Genomic DNA, 15,885 nt, shown 5'->3' on the forward strand with positions numbered 1-15,885 from the left:
CCGGTCTCCCTATCCCAACCAGGAATCAGGAGGGCACCAGCATGCCATCCGAGTCCGCGGACGCGCCGTACAGCAATGTGCGCGCTCTGTTCGATCAGTCCGACAGCAGCGGTCCGCCGAACGACGTGGAAGCCGAGGCGGCTGTTCTCGGCGCCATGATGCTCCGCGCCGAAGCCATCGCCGAAGTGACCGAGACCCTGAACCCGGCGGACTACTACCGGCCCGCCCACGAGACGATTCACCGGGCCATCGTCGCCCTGCACGAAGAGGGCCAACCGGTCGACGCGATCACCCTCACACACCACCTGGACCGCGTCGGCGACCTGCGCCGCGTCGGTGGCCCCAGCTACCTCCACTCCCTCGTCCAGGCCGTGCCCACCGCCGCGAACGCCGGGTACTACGCCGAGATCGTTCACGAACTGTCCGAGCGCCGCCGCCTCATCGAAGCGGGAACGCGTCTCGTACAGGCCGCCTCGACTCCGGACGCTTCCGCCGCCGAAGTGCGGGAAGCACTCGCCCTCGGCGACCAGAAGCTTCCTGACACCTGGCAGGAGCCCGTTCCCCTCAATACCCGACCGACGCTCCCGCCCTTCCCCCTGCACACCTTCCCCGGCTGGCTGCGTGAGTTCGCTGCCGGCATCGCCGAGGAGACGCAGACGCCTGTCGACATGGCGGGTTCTCTGGCCCTGCCCGTTCTGGCGACGGCTGCCGGAGGGCGCTGCGTCGTGCAGGTGCGCGGCAGGTGGCGTGAGCCGACCAATCTCTATGTGGTGGTCGCTCTCCCGCCCGCCAACCGCAAGAGCGCCGTCTTCGCCGCGATGACCGGCCCTCTCTACGATGCGGAAAAGTCGCTCGCGGAAGAGATGGCCGGGCACATTCTGGAAGCCGGCCTGACGCGCAAGATGGCGCAGGAAGCAGCCGACAAGGCCGCCGCTCGTGCGGCGGCGGCCGAGGGCCCTGAGCATGACTCGCTCGTCGCCGAGGCGATCGGCCTGGCACAGCAAGCCGAAGGGCTCACCGTTCCCGCGCGGCCCCGGCTGCTGGCCGACGACTCCACGCCGGAGACCGTCACATCCCTCATGGCCGAGCAAGGCGGGCGCCTGGCCGTCATGTCCGCCGAGGGCGGCATCTTCGACATCATCGCCGGGCGCTACTCCGGAACACCCAACATGGAAGTGTTCCTGAAGGGGCACGCCGGAGACCGGTTGCGCGTCGACCGACGCTCCCGCGAGGAGTCCATCGAAGCCCCGGCTCTCACCATGGGTCTGGCGGTGCAACCGACCGTCTTGGAGGACATCGGCAAGCACCGCGGATTCGACGGGCGCGGCCTCCTCGCCCGGTTCCTCTACTCCGTGCCGGAATCCCTGGTGGGCTATCGGAACAGCGACCCCGATCCAGTGGCGGACGCCGTTGCTGCTCGATATGAGCGCAATATCGTCGCGCTCACGCTCTCCCTGGCGGACTGGACGGATCCGGCCGTCCTCCAGCTCACTCCGGCCGCCGACAGCACGTTGAGGCGCTACCAGGAGGAACTGGAGATCCAGCTACGTCCCAAGGGCGGCAAGCTGGGTCACCTCCAGAAGTGGGCGGGCAAGTTGGTGGGCGCGGTCGCGCGCATCGCCGGGCTGCTACACCTGGCCGCCCACCTGCACGACGGGTACGGCAAGGCCATCGATGAGAGCACCATGCTGGGCGCCATCGAGCTGGGGGAGTACTTCGCCGGCCACGCCCTGAACGTCTTCGACCTCATGGGCGCCGACGTGGCTCAGTCGCGGGCCAGGACTCTTCTGGAGGTGCTGGCGGCCAACGGCTGGGAGACGGTGAGCCGTCGCGACCTGTTCGCCAAGCTCTCCCGCGCCGAGTTCCCCACGGTCGCCGACATGGAGCCGGCCGTCTCGCTCCTTGAGGAACACGGCTACCTGCGCACCCACACACCACCCCGGAACGGCAAGCGCGGTCGTCCGCCGGCCCCGCGCTACGTCATCCACCCGCAGGTACGGGAGGGGTTGGCATGACCGCACGGACAGACCTGCGTGGCGCCGTCCGGCCGCACAAACCGCAGAAACAACAAAAACCCCGAAACACGCATGCTGACCAGCAGCGCAGCACCCTCGGCCCCGTGCCGAGCCAGCTACCGCAGAAAGTGACGCAACCGCCGCACAAATACGCGCACTCCGCATCCCGCAGACCGGATGGACCAGCCGACCCGTATTTCTGCGGCACGTCTTGCGCTTTCTGCGGCAGCCACCCTGCCAGCCACGAACCCCCAGGTCAGGAGCCGAGCCCACTGGTTTATGCGGATTCTGCGGTTTCTGCGGCCAACCTCCGTACTCCAAGCGTTGAAGGGATCACCGTGCAGCACACCCTGAGCCCCCGTGATCACGGCGACATCGACCCGACGCTTGCGCTGCTCTCGGTTGAGGAGGCGGCCCGCCGGCTCGGTATCGGCAGGACCGTCTGTTACCGGCTCATCAGCACTGGAGAGCTGGAATCGGTCACGGTCGGCCGCCTCCGGCGCGTTCCCGCCGACGCGATTCCTGAGTACGTCGCCCGCCTGCGGGCGGCGCCCGGCCGTCCCCTTGTCCAGTCCGCAGCCTGAGAGAAGGAGCAACCGTGGGAGACGACAAGAAGCGCACCCGCCAGCCCAATGGCCGCTCCTCCATCTACCTGGGCAGTGACGGCAAGTGGCACGGCCGCGTGACCGTCGGAGTCCGGGACGACGGCAAGCCCGACCGCCGGCACGTCAAGCGCAAGACCCGGGCCGAGGTGACCGAGGCCGTGCGGGCGCTGGAGCGTCAGCGGGAGGCCAAGACCGTCCGTAAGCCCGGACGCGCGTGGACGGTCGCCACGTGGCTCACGCACTGGATCGACAACATCGCGCCGCTGGCCGTCAACGAGAACACTGCGGCCAGCTACGGGTTCGCGGTCCGGAGGCACCTGATTCCCGGACTCGGAGCACACCGGCTCGACCGCCTGCGGCCGGAGCACATCGAGCGCTTCTACGCGGAGATGCAGCGGCGCGGCAGCAAGCCCGCCACCGCCCACCAGGTGCACCGCACGTTCCGGACCGCGCTCAACGAAGCGGTCCGCCGCGGGCACCTCGGCAGAAACCCCGTGCAGTTGGCCAAGGCCCCGAAAGTTGAGGAGTACGAGGTGGAGCCCTACACCGTGGGGGAGGTGCAGCGGTTGCTCAAAGCTGCCGACCGACGCCGCAATTCCGCGCGCTGGGCCGTCGCCCTCGCCCTCGGGCTGCGGCAAGGGGAAGTGCTCGGACTCCGGTGGGAGGACGTAGACCTGGACGCCGGGTTCCTGGTGGTGCGCCGTAGTCGACACCGCCCGCGGTTCGCGCACGGGTGCGCGGAGCCCTGCGGGCGGAAGGCCGGGTATTGCCCCGAGAAGAAGCGCAGCAACCCGGAGACGTCCACCACGAAGTCCCGTGCCGGCCGCCGTGCTGTCGGCCTCCCGCAGCAGCTCGTGGACCTCCTGAGGACTCACCGAAAGGAGCAGGAAGTGGAACGCCAGGCCGCCGGGGAGCGCTGGCAGGAGGGAGGCTGGGTCTTCCCTGACGAACGCGGACGCATCGCGTCCCACCGGAAGGACTGGGCGGAGTGGAAGGCCCTGCTCACCGAGGCGAAGGTACGTGACGGGCGGCTGCACGACGCTCGCCACACGGCTGCGACGGTGCTCCTCATCCTCGGAGTCCCCGAGCGGGCCGTCATGGGCCTCATGGGGTGGTCCACCACCGCCATGGCCGCGCGGTATCAGCACATGGTCGACGCGGTGCGGGCCGACGTCGCGCGGCAGGTCGACGGGCTGATCTGGAAGGCCGACGCGACGGACACGCCGGAGGACGACGACGGCGCGGCCGGCGCACTCGTACCGGCCAACTGAGACCCGAACTGAGACCCCCGCATCACGAAAGGGCGGACCCGATTGGGTCCGCCCTCTTCGTTTTGCCTGGTCAGAGAGGTAGAGGCTGTGGCGGGAATCGAACCCGCGTAACTCGCTTTGCGATTGGCCCCCGCAGGTCAGCCCATGATCCGCCCTCGTCCGCAGCCGTTCAAACCGGTACTGACCCCGCGCCGACCGGGCCCGGCCGCGCGCCCCGGGACAGCCCCGTACGGGCACGAATGAGACGGAAACTGAGACGCACAACAACTTGGGTAGCAAGGTTTGGGATGACGTGCTCACCATCCGTGGCAGTCGGCCCAGACCGGCCCCGCCAAGCGCCGCAGGGAAGTGTCCCGCAAAACTTCTTGATAGCTCGACCGGATTGACTGCAGAATGGTGGAGTGAGTCAGGATAGTGAATTGTTTGTCGTGATGGTCACGCTCGACCGTGAGGCATCGGCGATGATTTTGACGCGCTCGGACGGCAAGGAGGCGCGGCAGCCAATGCCAAAGTCAACCTTCGCTGAGACCAGTGTGCTGTCTCGACTGCACTATTCGCCTCAACGGGGCGGACTGCTTGCCGTGACTTGCGCCGGTGACGAATTGATATTTGAGATGCCTACGCGCGATGCGGTGGCGCCGCTCGCCGACCGGCCCGTTGTGTACCTTGACCAGAACATGTGGCGGCCAGTTAGTGAGTCACTGCAGGGAAAGGTCGCCGGCAGCGATCGCAGGGATGCCGAACGACTGGCCAAGTGGGTTCAAGAAAGACGCATCATCTTGCCGGCATCGGCTGGTCACTACTATGAGACAACCAAGTGGTCCTTGGTCCAGAAGCGGTATCGACTCGGCTTGACCATCCTGCAACTGAGTCGGGGTTGGCAGATGCGCGATCCGTTGCAGGTTCGGCGTGACGAAATTCGTGGGATGTTTCTCCGCCGGCTGGATGTCACCGAAGATGCCTCGCCTTCCCCCGTGTTTACGCTCGCTCCGAACGTAATCCACTCATCGGAGCGGGCGTCGGCCTCCCCTGTGGATACTTCTGGCTTTGCCCCTGAAATGGCATTTCGTTTGCAAGCCTTCACTTCAGCTTCTGCGCTCATCGACACCATGCTCGACACTGAGCAAGTCGAGCCTGGTCCTGACGCCGGTTGGGCCGCAAATAATCAACGCTTCAGTGATTGGCTCGACGAGCAGCCCTTGGATTCTCAGCAAAAGCGCAAGTCGATTGATGCGTTGCTAGCGTCCGACCTTCAGCGCGAGATTGCCGAAGAAGCCCATGGTGCCGGATTCCCTTTGAGTGAATTCGAGCAATGGTTGAAGAAAAGGCCAATGAACGACATTGGTTCGCTTCCTGCGGTGGGCCTTTATCGTGAGATGCTTCACCATCGGCACCTCAACAAGGGTACGAACTGGGATCCGAACGATCGGACGGACATGATATATCTGTCATGTGCGGCAGGATATGCAGATTTCGTGGTTTGCGAGAAGCATATGCGTGAACCTCTTGAGCGAGGAGTCAAGCAACTAGGTCGGCCGACAAAGGTGTTTCGGCGTTTGGGTGAAGCTGTCGCGGCGATTGCAGAAGTCGTGGAATAGATCGCTAACGGGCGCAGTCCGCGCGGCAGGTCGACGGGCTGATCTGGGCGGCCGGAGTGACGGACCCGCCGGAGGACGACGACGGGGCGGCCGGTGCACTCGTACCGGTCAACTGAGACCCGAACTGAGACCCCCGCACCACGAGAGGGCGGACCCGATCGGGTCCGCCCTCTTCATTTTGCCTGGTCATCGGCGTGGAGGCCGTGGCGGGAATCGAACCCGCGTAACTCGCTTTGCAGGCGAGCCCCTCAGCCACTCGGGCACACGGCCTTGCTGCTCCGTCGAGCGTAGGCGGGGGAGGGGTGGGGCTCAATGCGGGGCGGTGGGATGTCACACGGTGGCAACAGCGTGTGCATACGGGTGCGGGGTGCGGGGTGCGGGGTGCGTGTGCGGATTGCGGGGTGTGGGGTGTGGGGTGTGGGCTATTGCGGGGTTCCGCGCCACTGCTCGAGCATTTCCCTGCCCCAGCCGTCGCGCATCTCCCGCACCGTGTCCTTGTGGGCCGCCGGGCCGAGCGCGTCCTTGATGACCTCGCCGAAGACCTGTATCAGGTCCTCGTCGCCGACTTCCTTGCACTCCGGTGGCTCGCCGCCGCCCTCGTCGCCGGTCTCCATCGTGTGCTTGAAGTCCTCGGCCATGGCGTCCTTGCACGCACGCAGCTCCGGATCGGGGCCGCAGGCCGTCAGCAGGGCGGCGACGGCGGCCGCGGTGGCGGTTGCGGCGGCGGCCGAGGCGGTGGCGCGGGTACGGGTCCGGACGCGGGCGGTGTGCATGGCGGATCCCCCTGTCTCGCCGTGGCGATGCGACGCTACCGCCGTCGCCGCCGGGAAGCCCTAGGCCGAACGGCCTAGCGGCGGACCCGACTATGGACAGGGGCTCTTGTCGGTGTGGGGCCTTACCCTGCTGCTCATGGCCAGCCTCGAATCGCGCGACACCGACGTCGCTCCCACCGGCGCTCCGCCCGCCCCCGAGGGCGTGCTGCGGCGTCCGTACCGGGCGCTCAGCATCGGGATCGTCACCGTCGTCCTGCTCATCGCGTTCGAGGCCACCGCCGTGGGTACCGCGATGCCCGTCGCTGCCCACGACCTGGACGGCATCGGGCTCTACGCCTACGCCTTCTCCGCCTTCTACACCACCGCGCTCTTCGCCATGGTCTTCTCCGGCCAGTGGTGCGACAGCAGCGGGCCGCTGCGGCCGCTGACCGCCGGGATCGGCACGTTCGCGGTCGGGCTGGTGATATCCGGCACCGCGCAGACGATGTGGGCGTTCGTCGCCGGGCGCGCGGTGCAGGGGCTCGGCGGCGGGCTGGTGATCGTCGCGCTGTACGTGACCGTGAGCCGGGCGTATCCGGAGCGGCTGCGGCCGTCGATCCTCGCCGCGTTCGCCGCGTCGTGGGTGGTGCCGTCGGTCGTGGGGCCGCTGGCGGCCGGGGGTGTCACGGAGCACCTGGGGTGGCGCTGGGTCTTCCTCGGCATACCGCCGCTGGTCGTCGTACCGCTGGTCGTCGCCCTCCCCGCGATACGCCGCCGGGCCCGCGGCCCCGTCGACCCCGCCGCGCCGCCCGCCCTCGACCGGCGCCGCATCCGGCTCGCGCTGGCCATCGCGGCGGGCGGCGGGCTGCTCCAGTACGCGGGGCAGGACCTGCGCTGGCTCTCACTGCTGCCGGCCCTTGCCGGCGCGGCGCTGCTGGTGCCGGCGGTGCGGGTGCTGCTGCCGCGGGGCACGTACGTCGCGGCGCGCGGGCTGCCGACCGTGGTGCTGATGCGCGGTATCGCGGCGGGGTCGTTCATCGCCGCGGAGAGCTTCGTGCCGCTGATGCTGGTCACCCAGCGCGGGTTGTCCGTGACCGAGGCCGGCATGTGCCTGGCCGTCGGCGGGGCGACCTGGGCGCTGGGCTCCTGGACGCAGGCGCGGCCCCGGCTGGACCCGTACCGGACGCAGCTCGTCCGCATCGGCATGCTGCTGGCGGCCACGGCGATCGCGACGGCGCCGCTGGTGCTGGTGGAGTCGCTGCCGGTGTGGATCGTCCCCGTCGAGTGGGCCTTCGGGTGCTACGGGATGGGGATGGTCATCTCCGGTACGAGCGTGCTGCTCCTCAAGCTCTCCGCCCCCGAGGAGGCCGGCACCAACTCCGCCGCCCTCCAGCTCTCCGACAGCCTCGCCAACGTCGTCCTCCTGGCCGTCGCCGGCGTCATCTTCGCCGCCCTCGGCGGCGCGGCCGTCGGCCACGGCGCCCTGGGCGCCGGCGGCGACGCCCAGCCGGGTGCGTTCGTGGCGGTGCTGCTGCCGATGGCGGGGGTGGCGCTGGTCGGTGCGGCGGTGGCGGGGAGGCTGCGTACGGCGCCGGGGGCGAAGGCCGCTACGGGGTGAGGCGTACGGGCGTAGGGGCGTAGCGTCGTACAGGCGTGGGGGCGTGGGGGCGTACCGGCTCGGAGGGGTGGCGCCTCGATGCGTCTCGCGCCGGGTCGTGCCGGTGGTGCCGGTCGTGGCGGTCGTGCCAGTCGTGCCAGTCGTGCCAGTCGTGTTGAGTCGTGCCGGGTCGTGTCGGTACGAAACGCTTCGATGCGTATCCCTGCGTTCCGTACCGCTTCGCGTCGTATCGCTTCGATACCTGCCGGCGTCGCGCCGGGACCTGAACCGGACGTCTCCCGACCCGGGTTCGTGTGAGTCTCCTCTCGTCCGGCGCGCCGCGGGTGGCGTGTGGGGCGGCGGTAGGCTGACGCGGTTGGCCGCGAGCGGCCGCCAGTGACGACCGACCCCACCCGGAGACCGTGAGCACCACCTCTCATCACCTCTCACCGGCCTTCCCCGGCCGTGCCCCCTGGGGCACCGCCGGCAAGCTGCGTGCCTGGCAGGAAGCGGCCATGGACCGCTATCTGCAGTCCCAGCCGCGCGACTTCCTCGCCGTCGCCACCCCCGGCGCCGGCAAGACGACCTTCGCGCTCACCCTCGCCTCCTGGCTGCTGCACCACCACGTCGTGCAGCAGATCACCGTCGTCGCCCCCACCGAGCACCTCAAGACCCAGTGGGCCGAGGCCGCCGCCCGTATCGGCATCCGCCTCGACCCCGAGTACAGCGCGGGGCCGGTCGGCAAGAGCTACCAGGGCGTCGCCGTCACCTACGCCGGCGTAGGCGTCCGGCCCATGCTGCACCGCAACCGCTGCGAGCAGCGCAAGACGCTCGTCATCCTCGACGAGATCCACCACGCCGGCGACTCCCGCTCCTGGGGCGAGGCGTGCCTGGAGGCGTTCGAGCCCGCGACCCGGCGGCTCGCGCTCACCGGCACCCCGTTCCGCTCGGACACCAATCCCATCCCCTTCGTCGTCTACGAAGAGGGCAGGGACGGCATCCGCCGCTCCTCCGCCGACTACACCTACGGCTACGGCAACGCCCTCGGCGACGGCGTCGTCCGCCCCGTCATCTTCCTCTCGTACAGCGGCAACATGCGCTGGCGCACCAAGGCCGGCGACGAGGTCGCCGCCCGTCTCGGCGAGCCGATGACCAAGGACGCCACCGCCCAGGCGTGGCGCACCGCCCTCGACCCGCGCGGCGACTGGATGCCCAACGTCCTCAGCTCCGCCGACCGCCGCCTCACCGAGATCCGCCGCGGCATCCCGGACGCCGGCGGCCTCGTCATCGCCGCCGACCAGGACTCCGCCCGCTCCTACGCCAAGTTGATCAAGGAGATCACCGGGCACCGCGCCACCGTCGTGCTCTCCGACGACGCGGGGGCGTCGAAGCGCATCGACGAGTTCACGGACTCCGAGGACCGCTGGATGGTCGCGGTGCGGATGGTGTCGGAGGGCGTGGACGTGCCGCGGCTCGCGGTCGGGGTGTACGCGACGACGATCTCGACGCCGCTGTTCTTCGCGCAGGCGGTGGGCCGGTTCGTACGGTCGCGCAGGCGCGGCGAGACCGCGTCCGTGTTCCTGCCGACGATCCCCGCGCTGCTCGGCTTCGCGCACGAGATGGAGGTCGAGCGCGACCACGTCCTCGACAAGCCGAAGCCGGACGGCGAGGAGGACCCGTACGCCGAGAGCGAGAAGGAACTCGCGGAGGCGGAGAAGCAGCAGGACGAGGACACCGGCGACCAGGACGAACTGCCCTTCGAGGCGCTGGAGTCGGACGCGGTCTTCGACCGGGTCGTCTACGAGGGCGCCGAGTTCGGCATGCAGGCCCACCCCGGCAGCGAGGAGGAGCAGGACTACCTCGGCATCCCCGGGCTGCTGGAGCCGGACCAGGTGCAGATGCTGCTGCAGAAGCGGCAGGCGCGCCAGATCGCGCACAGCAGGAAGAAGCCGGCGGAGGACGCGGACCTGCTGGAACTGCCCGCCGACCGGCGCCCCGTGGTCACGCACCGCGAGCTGATGGAGCTGCGCAAGGAGCTGAACTCCCTGGTCGGCGCGTACGTCCACCAGAGCGGCAAGCCGCACGGGGTGATCCACACGGAGCTGCGCCGCGTCTGCGGCGGCCCGCCGAGCGCGGAGGCGACGCCGGGGCAGATCCGGCAGCGGATAGCCAAGGTGCGGGAGTGGGCCACCCGGATGAAGTGAGCCCGGGGGCGGAGAGGCGGCCGCGGAGGCGGGTCGGCCGCGGAGGCGGCGAGTCCGCCGCGGAGGCGAGTCCGCCGCGGAGGCGGCGAGTCCGCCGCGGACGCGGGTCGGTTCCGCCCCGGTGCGGTACGGCTCCACCGGCAGCGGGCGCAGCGCCCGTCCGGCCCCGGTACCACGGAACCTGCTGGGCTAGGCTGCGCCATGCCCACTTCCGACAGCCCGTCCGAGAGCCGGTCCGACAGCCCGTCCGACGGCAAGTACGACGTCAAGCGCGCGCTCAGGCCCTTCTACGCGCCGAGGAACACCGACTGGGAGCTGGTCGACGTACCGGCGCAGCGCTTCCTTGCCGTCGACGGCGCGGGCGACCCCAACACGACCGCCGACTACGCCCGGGCCGTCGAAGCGCTTTACGCGGTCGCGTACACGGTGAAGTTCGCCAGCAAGCGCACCCTGGGCCGGGACTTCGTCGTCGGACCGCTCGAAGGGCTGTGGTGGGCGGACCGCCCGGAGGCGTTCGTGGCGCGGGACAAGGGCGCCTGGCAGTGGCGCATGCTGATCAGCCTGCCGGAGTGGATCACTGACGGCTTCGTCGGGGAGGCGAAGGAGGCGAAGCGGGCGGCGCTGGCGAAGAAGGGCGCCCCCGCCCCGCCCGCACTGCCGCTGCTCCGCGTCGAATCGCTTCGCGAGGGCACCAGCGCGCAGCTCCTGCACGTGGGCCCGTACGACGACGAAGGGCCGGCGCTGGCCAGGCTCCACGACGAGTACCTGGCCGCGAACGGCCTCCGGATGACCGGGCACCACCACGAGGTCTACCTGAGCGACCCGCGGCGCGCCCGGCCGGAGAAACTGAAGACCGTGCTCAGGCAGCCTGTCGAACGGGCGGAGTGACCGCGCGCTCCGGGTGCCGGGACCGCTCGTAGCGCAGAAAGGCCGAGATCCGGCCGGTCACCGGGTCGTGCTCCACGACGACGTAGCGGCCCAGGACGGCGAGGGCCACGACGCAGGCACCCATCTCCAGCCCCTCCTCCACGAGGGTGCCGAGCATGAGCGTGAGGCTGTAATCGTTCTTGTGCGCCCAGCCGTTGAACGCTTCGACGACCAGCGCGCCCCCCAGATACACCCCGAGCGCCCCCAGCAGCCCGAACCGCAGATCCCGCGGCAGCCTCCGCGCCCACACGACGGCGACCACGACGCCCGCCACGGCGAGGATCGCCCCGGGCAGCACCCAGGCGTGCGAGGGGAGCGCCACCCCGGCGGTCTCCTTCCACGACTTGCCGACCTCGCCGAGGCGTTCGTGGAGGGAGACGGTCTCGTCGATGCTGAGTGTCGCGGTGGCGGCCGAGAACCCGAGCCACGACAGCCGCCCGGGGCGGGCCCCGCGCCCGCTGAGCAGCGCGGCGGCGAGGGCGACGCCGGCGACGGCGAGGAGGAGGGTGCTGTTCCACCAGGTGGCGAGGTTGGCTTCGAGGTCGACGTTGACCATGCGGCGGACGCTGGGTATGGGCTCGAAGTGGTTGAAGCCGCGGGTGAGGAGATCGGCGGCGAGGACGAGGACGGTGATGCCCCCGGCACCCCAGAGCACCCAGCGGCGGGTGGGGGGCGGGGCGGCTCCGGCGGTTTCAGCGGCGACTGCGCCCGTGGCGGCCGCTGCGCCCGTGGTGGCGGCTGCGCCCGTTGCGGCAACTTCGCCCGTGGGAGCGACTACGCCCGTTGCGGCAACTTCGGCGGGCACCGCGGCTTCGGCAGGCTCCGCTGCTTCGGCAGGCTCGGCGACAGCGGCAGGCTCGGCGGCATCCGCGGCTTCGGCACCCGGGCGGACCCCTTCGCGCGCCCGGCCGGGCCCGTCACCCCCGTTCCCCCCGCTACCCCCGTCGGCGTCGGCGTCAGCCTTGGTCTTGGACGCGGAATCGGCGGGTCGCCCGCCGGTGCCGTCCGCGTCCGGCTGGTGTATCTCAAGGTCGGTCATAATCGCGGAGATTAACGGCAGGGGACGCGGGTGAACTGCCCGGGGTGCCCTTGTATGAAGCAGTTCTCACGTCTCCTTCATCCATGAGGGGAACCGGCCCCGCCGAGGGAAAATCCGGCAGGGGGCCCGAAAGCCCACTTCATCGGTACGTTGCCGGGGTGAGACGCGGGTGAGACGCCGGGGTGAGACGGCCGGGACGGACGGCCGCGGTGGCGGGGAGGTGGTGCTTCCCCGCCACCGCGGACGGACCGGTGGAGAGCAGTCCGTGGTTCAGCAGAAGTCGGCGGAGCGCGGCGCCGAGACGTTGCCCGAGCGGTCGATGGCGCGGACGGTGATGGTGCAGCCCTTGAGCGGCGGGTCGCCGAGGTTGGGATGGTCGCCGTAGAAGGTCCTGCCGGAGATGACGTGGTCGGTGCCGCCGTCGGTGGTCACGCGGTAGCGCAGCCCGCGCGGGAAGTTGACGTTGTCACCGGCGCCGCTCCACCACACGTAGTTGGCCCCGTCGGCCACCTCCTCGGGCTGGATCCTGGTCACGGGCGACGGGGGCTCGGTGTCGGGGTCGACCCCGGTGGAGATCGTGCCGGGCGAGCTGGTCCCGGAGACGTTGCCGGCGGCGTCGCGGGCCCGCACGGTGAAGGAGTAGCTCGTCTCGGGCCGCAGCCCGGTGAACTCGGTTCCCCATCTCTCCGCCGACACGACCTTGGTCGTCTCGCCGTTGCTCACCAGGAATTCGGTGACGCCGACGTTGTCCGGCACCGTGGTGGGGTCCCAGAAGTCGAACTCCATGGTGACGCTCGTACCGGTCCGGTCCACGAACTTCGGTGGTACGGGCGTCTGCGGCGGCTCGTCGTCGCCTGCGGCCGCGGCGGGGACGACGCTGGGGACGGCAAGGGCGGCGGCGAGGAGCCCGCCGAGGAGGGCGAGCGCCGGGGCGGGGACGCGCCTACGCCGAGGGGACATCGTGGTGCGGTGCATGGTTCCTCCGGTTCTCGTTCCGATGGAGCACGTACGGAAGTACGCGCTTTCCCCCGGGAGTACGGGGCGGGGAGCCGGAGCGTTCACCGCCCGCGGCAGACGGCGTACGCCCCACCGCGCGGGTGCGCCGCGGGACGTAGCCGCAGTGCCGCTCGGGGGATGACGATCACCGGGGGCGCGCGCACGTAGCTTTCGGGGGCCTGTCGCCTATCCGTAAGGATCCGAACTCGTGACGGGAACGCACCGGCCGAGCCGACGCGCGGTCCTCGGTGCCGGCACCGGACTGGCGGTGGCCGCGGCGGGTACGCGCGCGGGCGCCTCGGTCCGCGGGCGGGGCACCGGCGGCGGCGTACGCCCGAACGTCGTGCTGATCATGCTCGACGAGGTCGGCTACGGCGACGTGAGCCGGCTCGGCGCCCGGACGATCGAGACGCCGAACATCGACGGCGTGGGCGCCAGAGGTGAAACTCGTGGTGGGAGGGATTCGAAACCGGGTCGAAATGGTCACGGTGGCGGAAGTCTGCACACGTGCGCGGGTGGGTGGTGCCCGGGGCGGCCCGGCGCGGTCGAGGGGCTTGGGGCTGGGCTGGGGGCGGGACTTGGGGGCGGGGCCTGGTGCGTGGTGGCCCCGGGCGGGCGGGATGCGGCCGCGCAGGGGGCGACGCCTGGTGGGTGGATGGGTCCGGCGGGCTGGGTGCTGCGGCGCCGGGGTGGCGGCTCGGGTACATGGTGGAGGAGGGATGCTCCCGGCGCCGGCGCCGGCGCCGGCGCCCGGGGGCGCGGGGTGCGGCGGGTGCGCCGGGAGCGGCGGGGCGGCGCGAGTGGCGGCGGCGTCGGGGGCGGCGACGCGGTTGGCGGGGGCCTGGTCGCCGGACTGCGCGGCGTCGTGGGGAGGGCGGGCGTCGGGGTGGGCGGTCTCGTAGCTGAACGGCCCGACGTGGGTTTTGGAGCATTGGGCCCCCCGGGCCGGAGCCCAGCGGCGTCCCCGGAGGAACGGGCTCCGGGCGCAGCGGCGCTCTCACGCAAGACCCGGTGCCCGCCGGCGCCCAGCACCGACCCACCCGGGGAAGCGCCGCCCAACTCCCAGCCGCACGACGGGCGTCCGCCCGGCGGCGGTGCGCAGGGGGTGCGGCCGGTGCTGCCGCAGAGGAGAGATTGGGTCGTAACTCGCGGTAACACCCCCGAATGCGGCCCGAATCGGCCCCTGGTACCGACTTTCGCCCACCCAGACGCATCCACCCGGGCCATCCGCCCTTCAGGTGGCTGGAGCGCACGCGGCAGGGATGAACTCGCGGTAACCCACCCCGAAAATTCAACCCAAACCGCCTACCGGGCCAGAGTTTCGCCCACCCAGCCACACCAACCACCGTCCGGAACACCCCGACTGAACGCAAGCGAGCCAAACTCCCGGCAATCCCTGCCGCGAACCTGGACATACCGCCCTGGCGAGCCGACTTTCCCTCATCGACACGCACGCATCCGATTGGGAGGCCAGCCGCCACCGACGACAGCTCCCGGACAGAGGGATTGGGTCACAACTCGCGTTAACGCCTCCAGCGAGCCTGGACAAACCACCCTCGCAAGCCGACTTTCGCCCATCGACACACACGTGGCCGATTCCGAGAGCGACCGCCCCCGGCGATGGCTCCCGGGCGGAGGAATTGAGCAATACTCGCGGTAACATCTCCCACGAACTGGGTCAAATCGTCCTCATAGGCCGACTTTCGCTCATCGACGTGCGCGTGGCTGATTCCGAGACCGGCCACTCCCTGCAGCGGCTCACGGGTGGAGGGATTGGGCCGTAACTCGCGGTAACACCCCTCGCGAGCCGGGGCGAATCGCCCTCTCGGGTCGACTTTCGCCCATCGGTGGGCACGCGGCCGTGCCGAGGCCCGGCGATTGCTGTCCGCGGCGCCTGGGCGGAGGGATTGGGTCGTAACTCGCGGTAACACCCCCGGATCCGGGCCGAATCGGGACCCGGGGCCGGAGTTTCGCCCGGCGGCACGCACGCACAGTCCATCGGCGCCGCAGAGGCGCGCCGGTGCGGGCTCCCCGAAGGGGTCCGGCCCGGCGGATGTGGGTCACGGCGACCCCGTACGGCCTGCGCCTACGGTTGGCCCGGGCCCGCCCCCGTGCGATGCTCACCTCCCTCAGCCCCGCCCCGGGCACACCCCACGAACACCCCCGGCCCCAGCCCTGCATCCGGCCCACCCCGCGAACGCCCCTGGGCGTCCGGCCCCACCTCTCCGGGGTTGCCCGTGACCGGTCCCGCCCTGCGCCGGTATTCGCCCCCCCGTCTGCCGGTACCGCCCGCGATCGGATCAGGCCCGGCACCGCCGTTCGCCCCCGGCGACCGGGGACACCGGTAACCCGGCTGAGCCCAGATCCGGGGGGCTACCCCACCCGCCGGGGGTATCCGCGACAGAGCGCAGCCGTCTCCGGCCTCCGCCCCCGTCCAGCGGGGACAACGGCGACCGGCGCCAGCCCGCCCCCGGCCTCCGCCCAACGTCCTACAAGAACATCGGCGATCGGCCCTGGCCCGTCTCCGGCCTTCGCCCCACGTCCGCCGGGGCAACGGCGATCAGGGCGGAGCCCGGCGAGCGGCAGCCGCCCCACGTCCGCCGGGAACCTCAGCGATCGGGGAAGACCCGGCACCCGCCGGCCCCGGCCGCCGTCGACCGGATGCATCGGCGATCAGGCCAGACCCACCGGCCGGCGGCCCGGCCCCCCGTCCGCCGAGACATCGGCGATCGGGACTGGCCCAACTCCCGGTGGCCCCGGCCACCCCGTCCGCCGGGCACGGCATCCGTAGCGGTGCATTAGGGCGCCCGCTCCCTCCGGGCCACCCATAGCCGCCGGTCTTTCGGGCCGGAGTCCGGTGTCAAGGGTGGGGCGAAGCCCC

Annotated in this window: 10 protein-coding genes and 1 tRNA gene; 7 read left to right on the forward strand and 4 right to left on the reverse strand. The window is 70.8% G+C overall.

The window, feature by feature from the left end:
* Positions 1-41 precede the first annotated feature (41 nt).
* The 4 genes from ACFYVJ_RS33615 (at position 42) to ACFYVJ_RS33630 (ending at position 5,489) form a co-directional block, all read left to right on the forward strand.
* Complete coding sequence (locus ACFYVJ_RS33615; protein WP_388899921.1) at positions 42-2,015, forward strand: DUF3987 domain-containing protein; 1,974 nt, start codon at positions 42-44, stop codon at positions 2,013-2,015.
* A 338-nt stretch (positions 2,016-2,353) separates the two neighbouring features.
* Positions 2,354-2,599, forward strand: a complete 246-nt coding sequence (locus ACFYVJ_RS33620; RefSeq protein ID WP_388899924.1) for an excisionase family DNA-binding protein — start codon at positions 2,354-2,356, stop codon at positions 2,597-2,599.
* Positions 2,600-2,613: 14 nt separating this feature from the next.
* Positions 2,614-3,891, forward strand: a complete 1,278-nt coding sequence (locus tag ACFYVJ_RS33625) for a tyrosine-type recombinase/integrase (RefSeq protein ID WP_388899927.1) — start codon at positions 2,614-2,616, stop codon at positions 3,889-3,891.
* Positions 3,892-4,292: 401 nt separating this feature from the next.
* A complete protein-coding gene (locus ACFYVJ_RS33630; protein WP_388899930.1) occupies positions 4,293-5,489 on the forward strand; it encodes a hypothetical protein in 1,197 nt (398 codons plus the stop codon).
* Positions 5,490-5,684: 195 nt separating this feature from the next.
* On the opposite strand, the gene ACFYVJ_RS33635 is transcribed toward ACFYVJ_RS33630, so the two are convergent.
* Positions 5,685-5,759: transfer RNA gene (locus ACFYVJ_RS33635), tRNA-Cys, on the reverse strand.
* Between the two features lie 152 nt (positions 5,760-5,911).
* On the reverse strand, positions 5,912-6,262 hold the full coding sequence (locus ACFYVJ_RS33640) for a hypothetical protein (protein WP_388899933.1): 351 nt from the start codon (positions 6,260-6,262) through the stop codon (positions 5,912-5,914).
* Positions 6,263-6,398: 136 nt separating this feature from the next.
* On the opposite strand from ACFYVJ_RS33640, the gene ACFYVJ_RS33645 reads away from it, so the two are divergent.
* The 3 genes from ACFYVJ_RS33645 to ACFYVJ_RS33655 all read left to right on the forward strand — a co-directional run bounded on the left by ACFYVJ_RS33645 (position 6,399) and on the right by ACFYVJ_RS33655 (position 10,930).
* On the forward strand, positions 6,399-7,859 hold the full coding sequence (locus tag ACFYVJ_RS33645) for an MFS transporter (RefSeq protein WP_388899936.1): 1,461 nt from the start codon (positions 6,399-6,401) through the stop codon (positions 7,857-7,859).
* 401 nt (positions 7,860-8,260) lie between these two features.
* Positions 8,261-10,042 carry a DEAD/DEAH box helicase gene (locus tag ACFYVJ_RS33650; protein WP_388899939.1) on the forward strand — a complete coding sequence of 594 codons (1,782 nt, stop codon included), beginning with the start codon at positions 8,261-8,263 and terminating at the stop codon, positions 10,040-10,042.
* 201 nt (positions 10,043-10,243) lie between these two features.
* On the forward strand, positions 10,244-10,930 hold the full coding sequence (locus tag ACFYVJ_RS33655) for a GyrI-like domain-containing protein (RefSeq protein ID WP_388899942.1): 687 nt from the start codon (positions 10,244-10,246) through the stop codon (positions 10,928-10,930).
* On the opposite strand, the gene ACFYVJ_RS33660 is transcribed toward ACFYVJ_RS33655, so the two are convergent.
* The gene (locus tag ACFYVJ_RS33660) at positions 10,902-11,624 is read right to left on the reverse strand and encodes a hypothetical protein (RefSeq protein ID WP_388899945.1); all 723 of its coding nucleotides are present in this window, start codon (positions 11,622-11,624) and stop codon (positions 10,902-10,904) included. The two genes, ACFYVJ_RS33655 and ACFYVJ_RS33660, sit on opposite strands and share 29 nt — an antisense overlap.
* Before the next feature lie 654 nt (positions 11,625-12,278).
* Complete coding sequence (locus ACFYVJ_RS33665; protein WP_388899948.1) at positions 12,279-12,983, reverse strand: hypothetical protein; 705 nt, start codon at positions 12,981-12,983, stop codon at positions 12,279-12,281.
* Between the last annotated feature and the right edge of the window lie 2,902 nt (positions 12,984-15,885).

Origin of the sequence: Streptomyces sp. NPDC004134 (assembly GCF_042874195.1) — a bacterium.
GTDB lineage: Bacteria > Actinomycetota > Actinomycetes > Streptomycetales > Streptomycetaceae > Streptomyces.

Excerpts from the sequence above, each read along its gene's own strand:
- ACFYVJ_RS33655 (WP_388899942.1), top strand. The coding sequence starts at position 10,244 with ATGCCCACTTCCGACAGCCCGTCCGAGAGCCGGTCCGACAGCCCGTCC.
- ACFYVJ_RS33615 (WP_388899921.1), top strand. The coding sequence starts at position 42 with ATGCCATCCGAGTCCGCGGACGCGCCGTACAGCAATGTGCGCGCTCTG.
- ACFYVJ_RS33665 (WP_388899948.1), bottom strand. The coding sequence starts at position 12,983 with ATGCACCGCACCACGATGTCCCCTCGGCGTAGGCGCGTCCCCGCCCCG.
- ACFYVJ_RS33640 (WP_388899933.1), bottom strand. The coding sequence starts at position 6,262 with ATGCACACCGCCCGCGTCCGGACCCGTACCCGCGCCACCGCCTCGGCC.
- ACFYVJ_RS33645 (WP_388899936.1), top strand. The coding sequence starts at position 6,399 with ATGGCCAGCCTCGAATCGCGCGACACCGACGTCGCTCCCACCGGCGCT.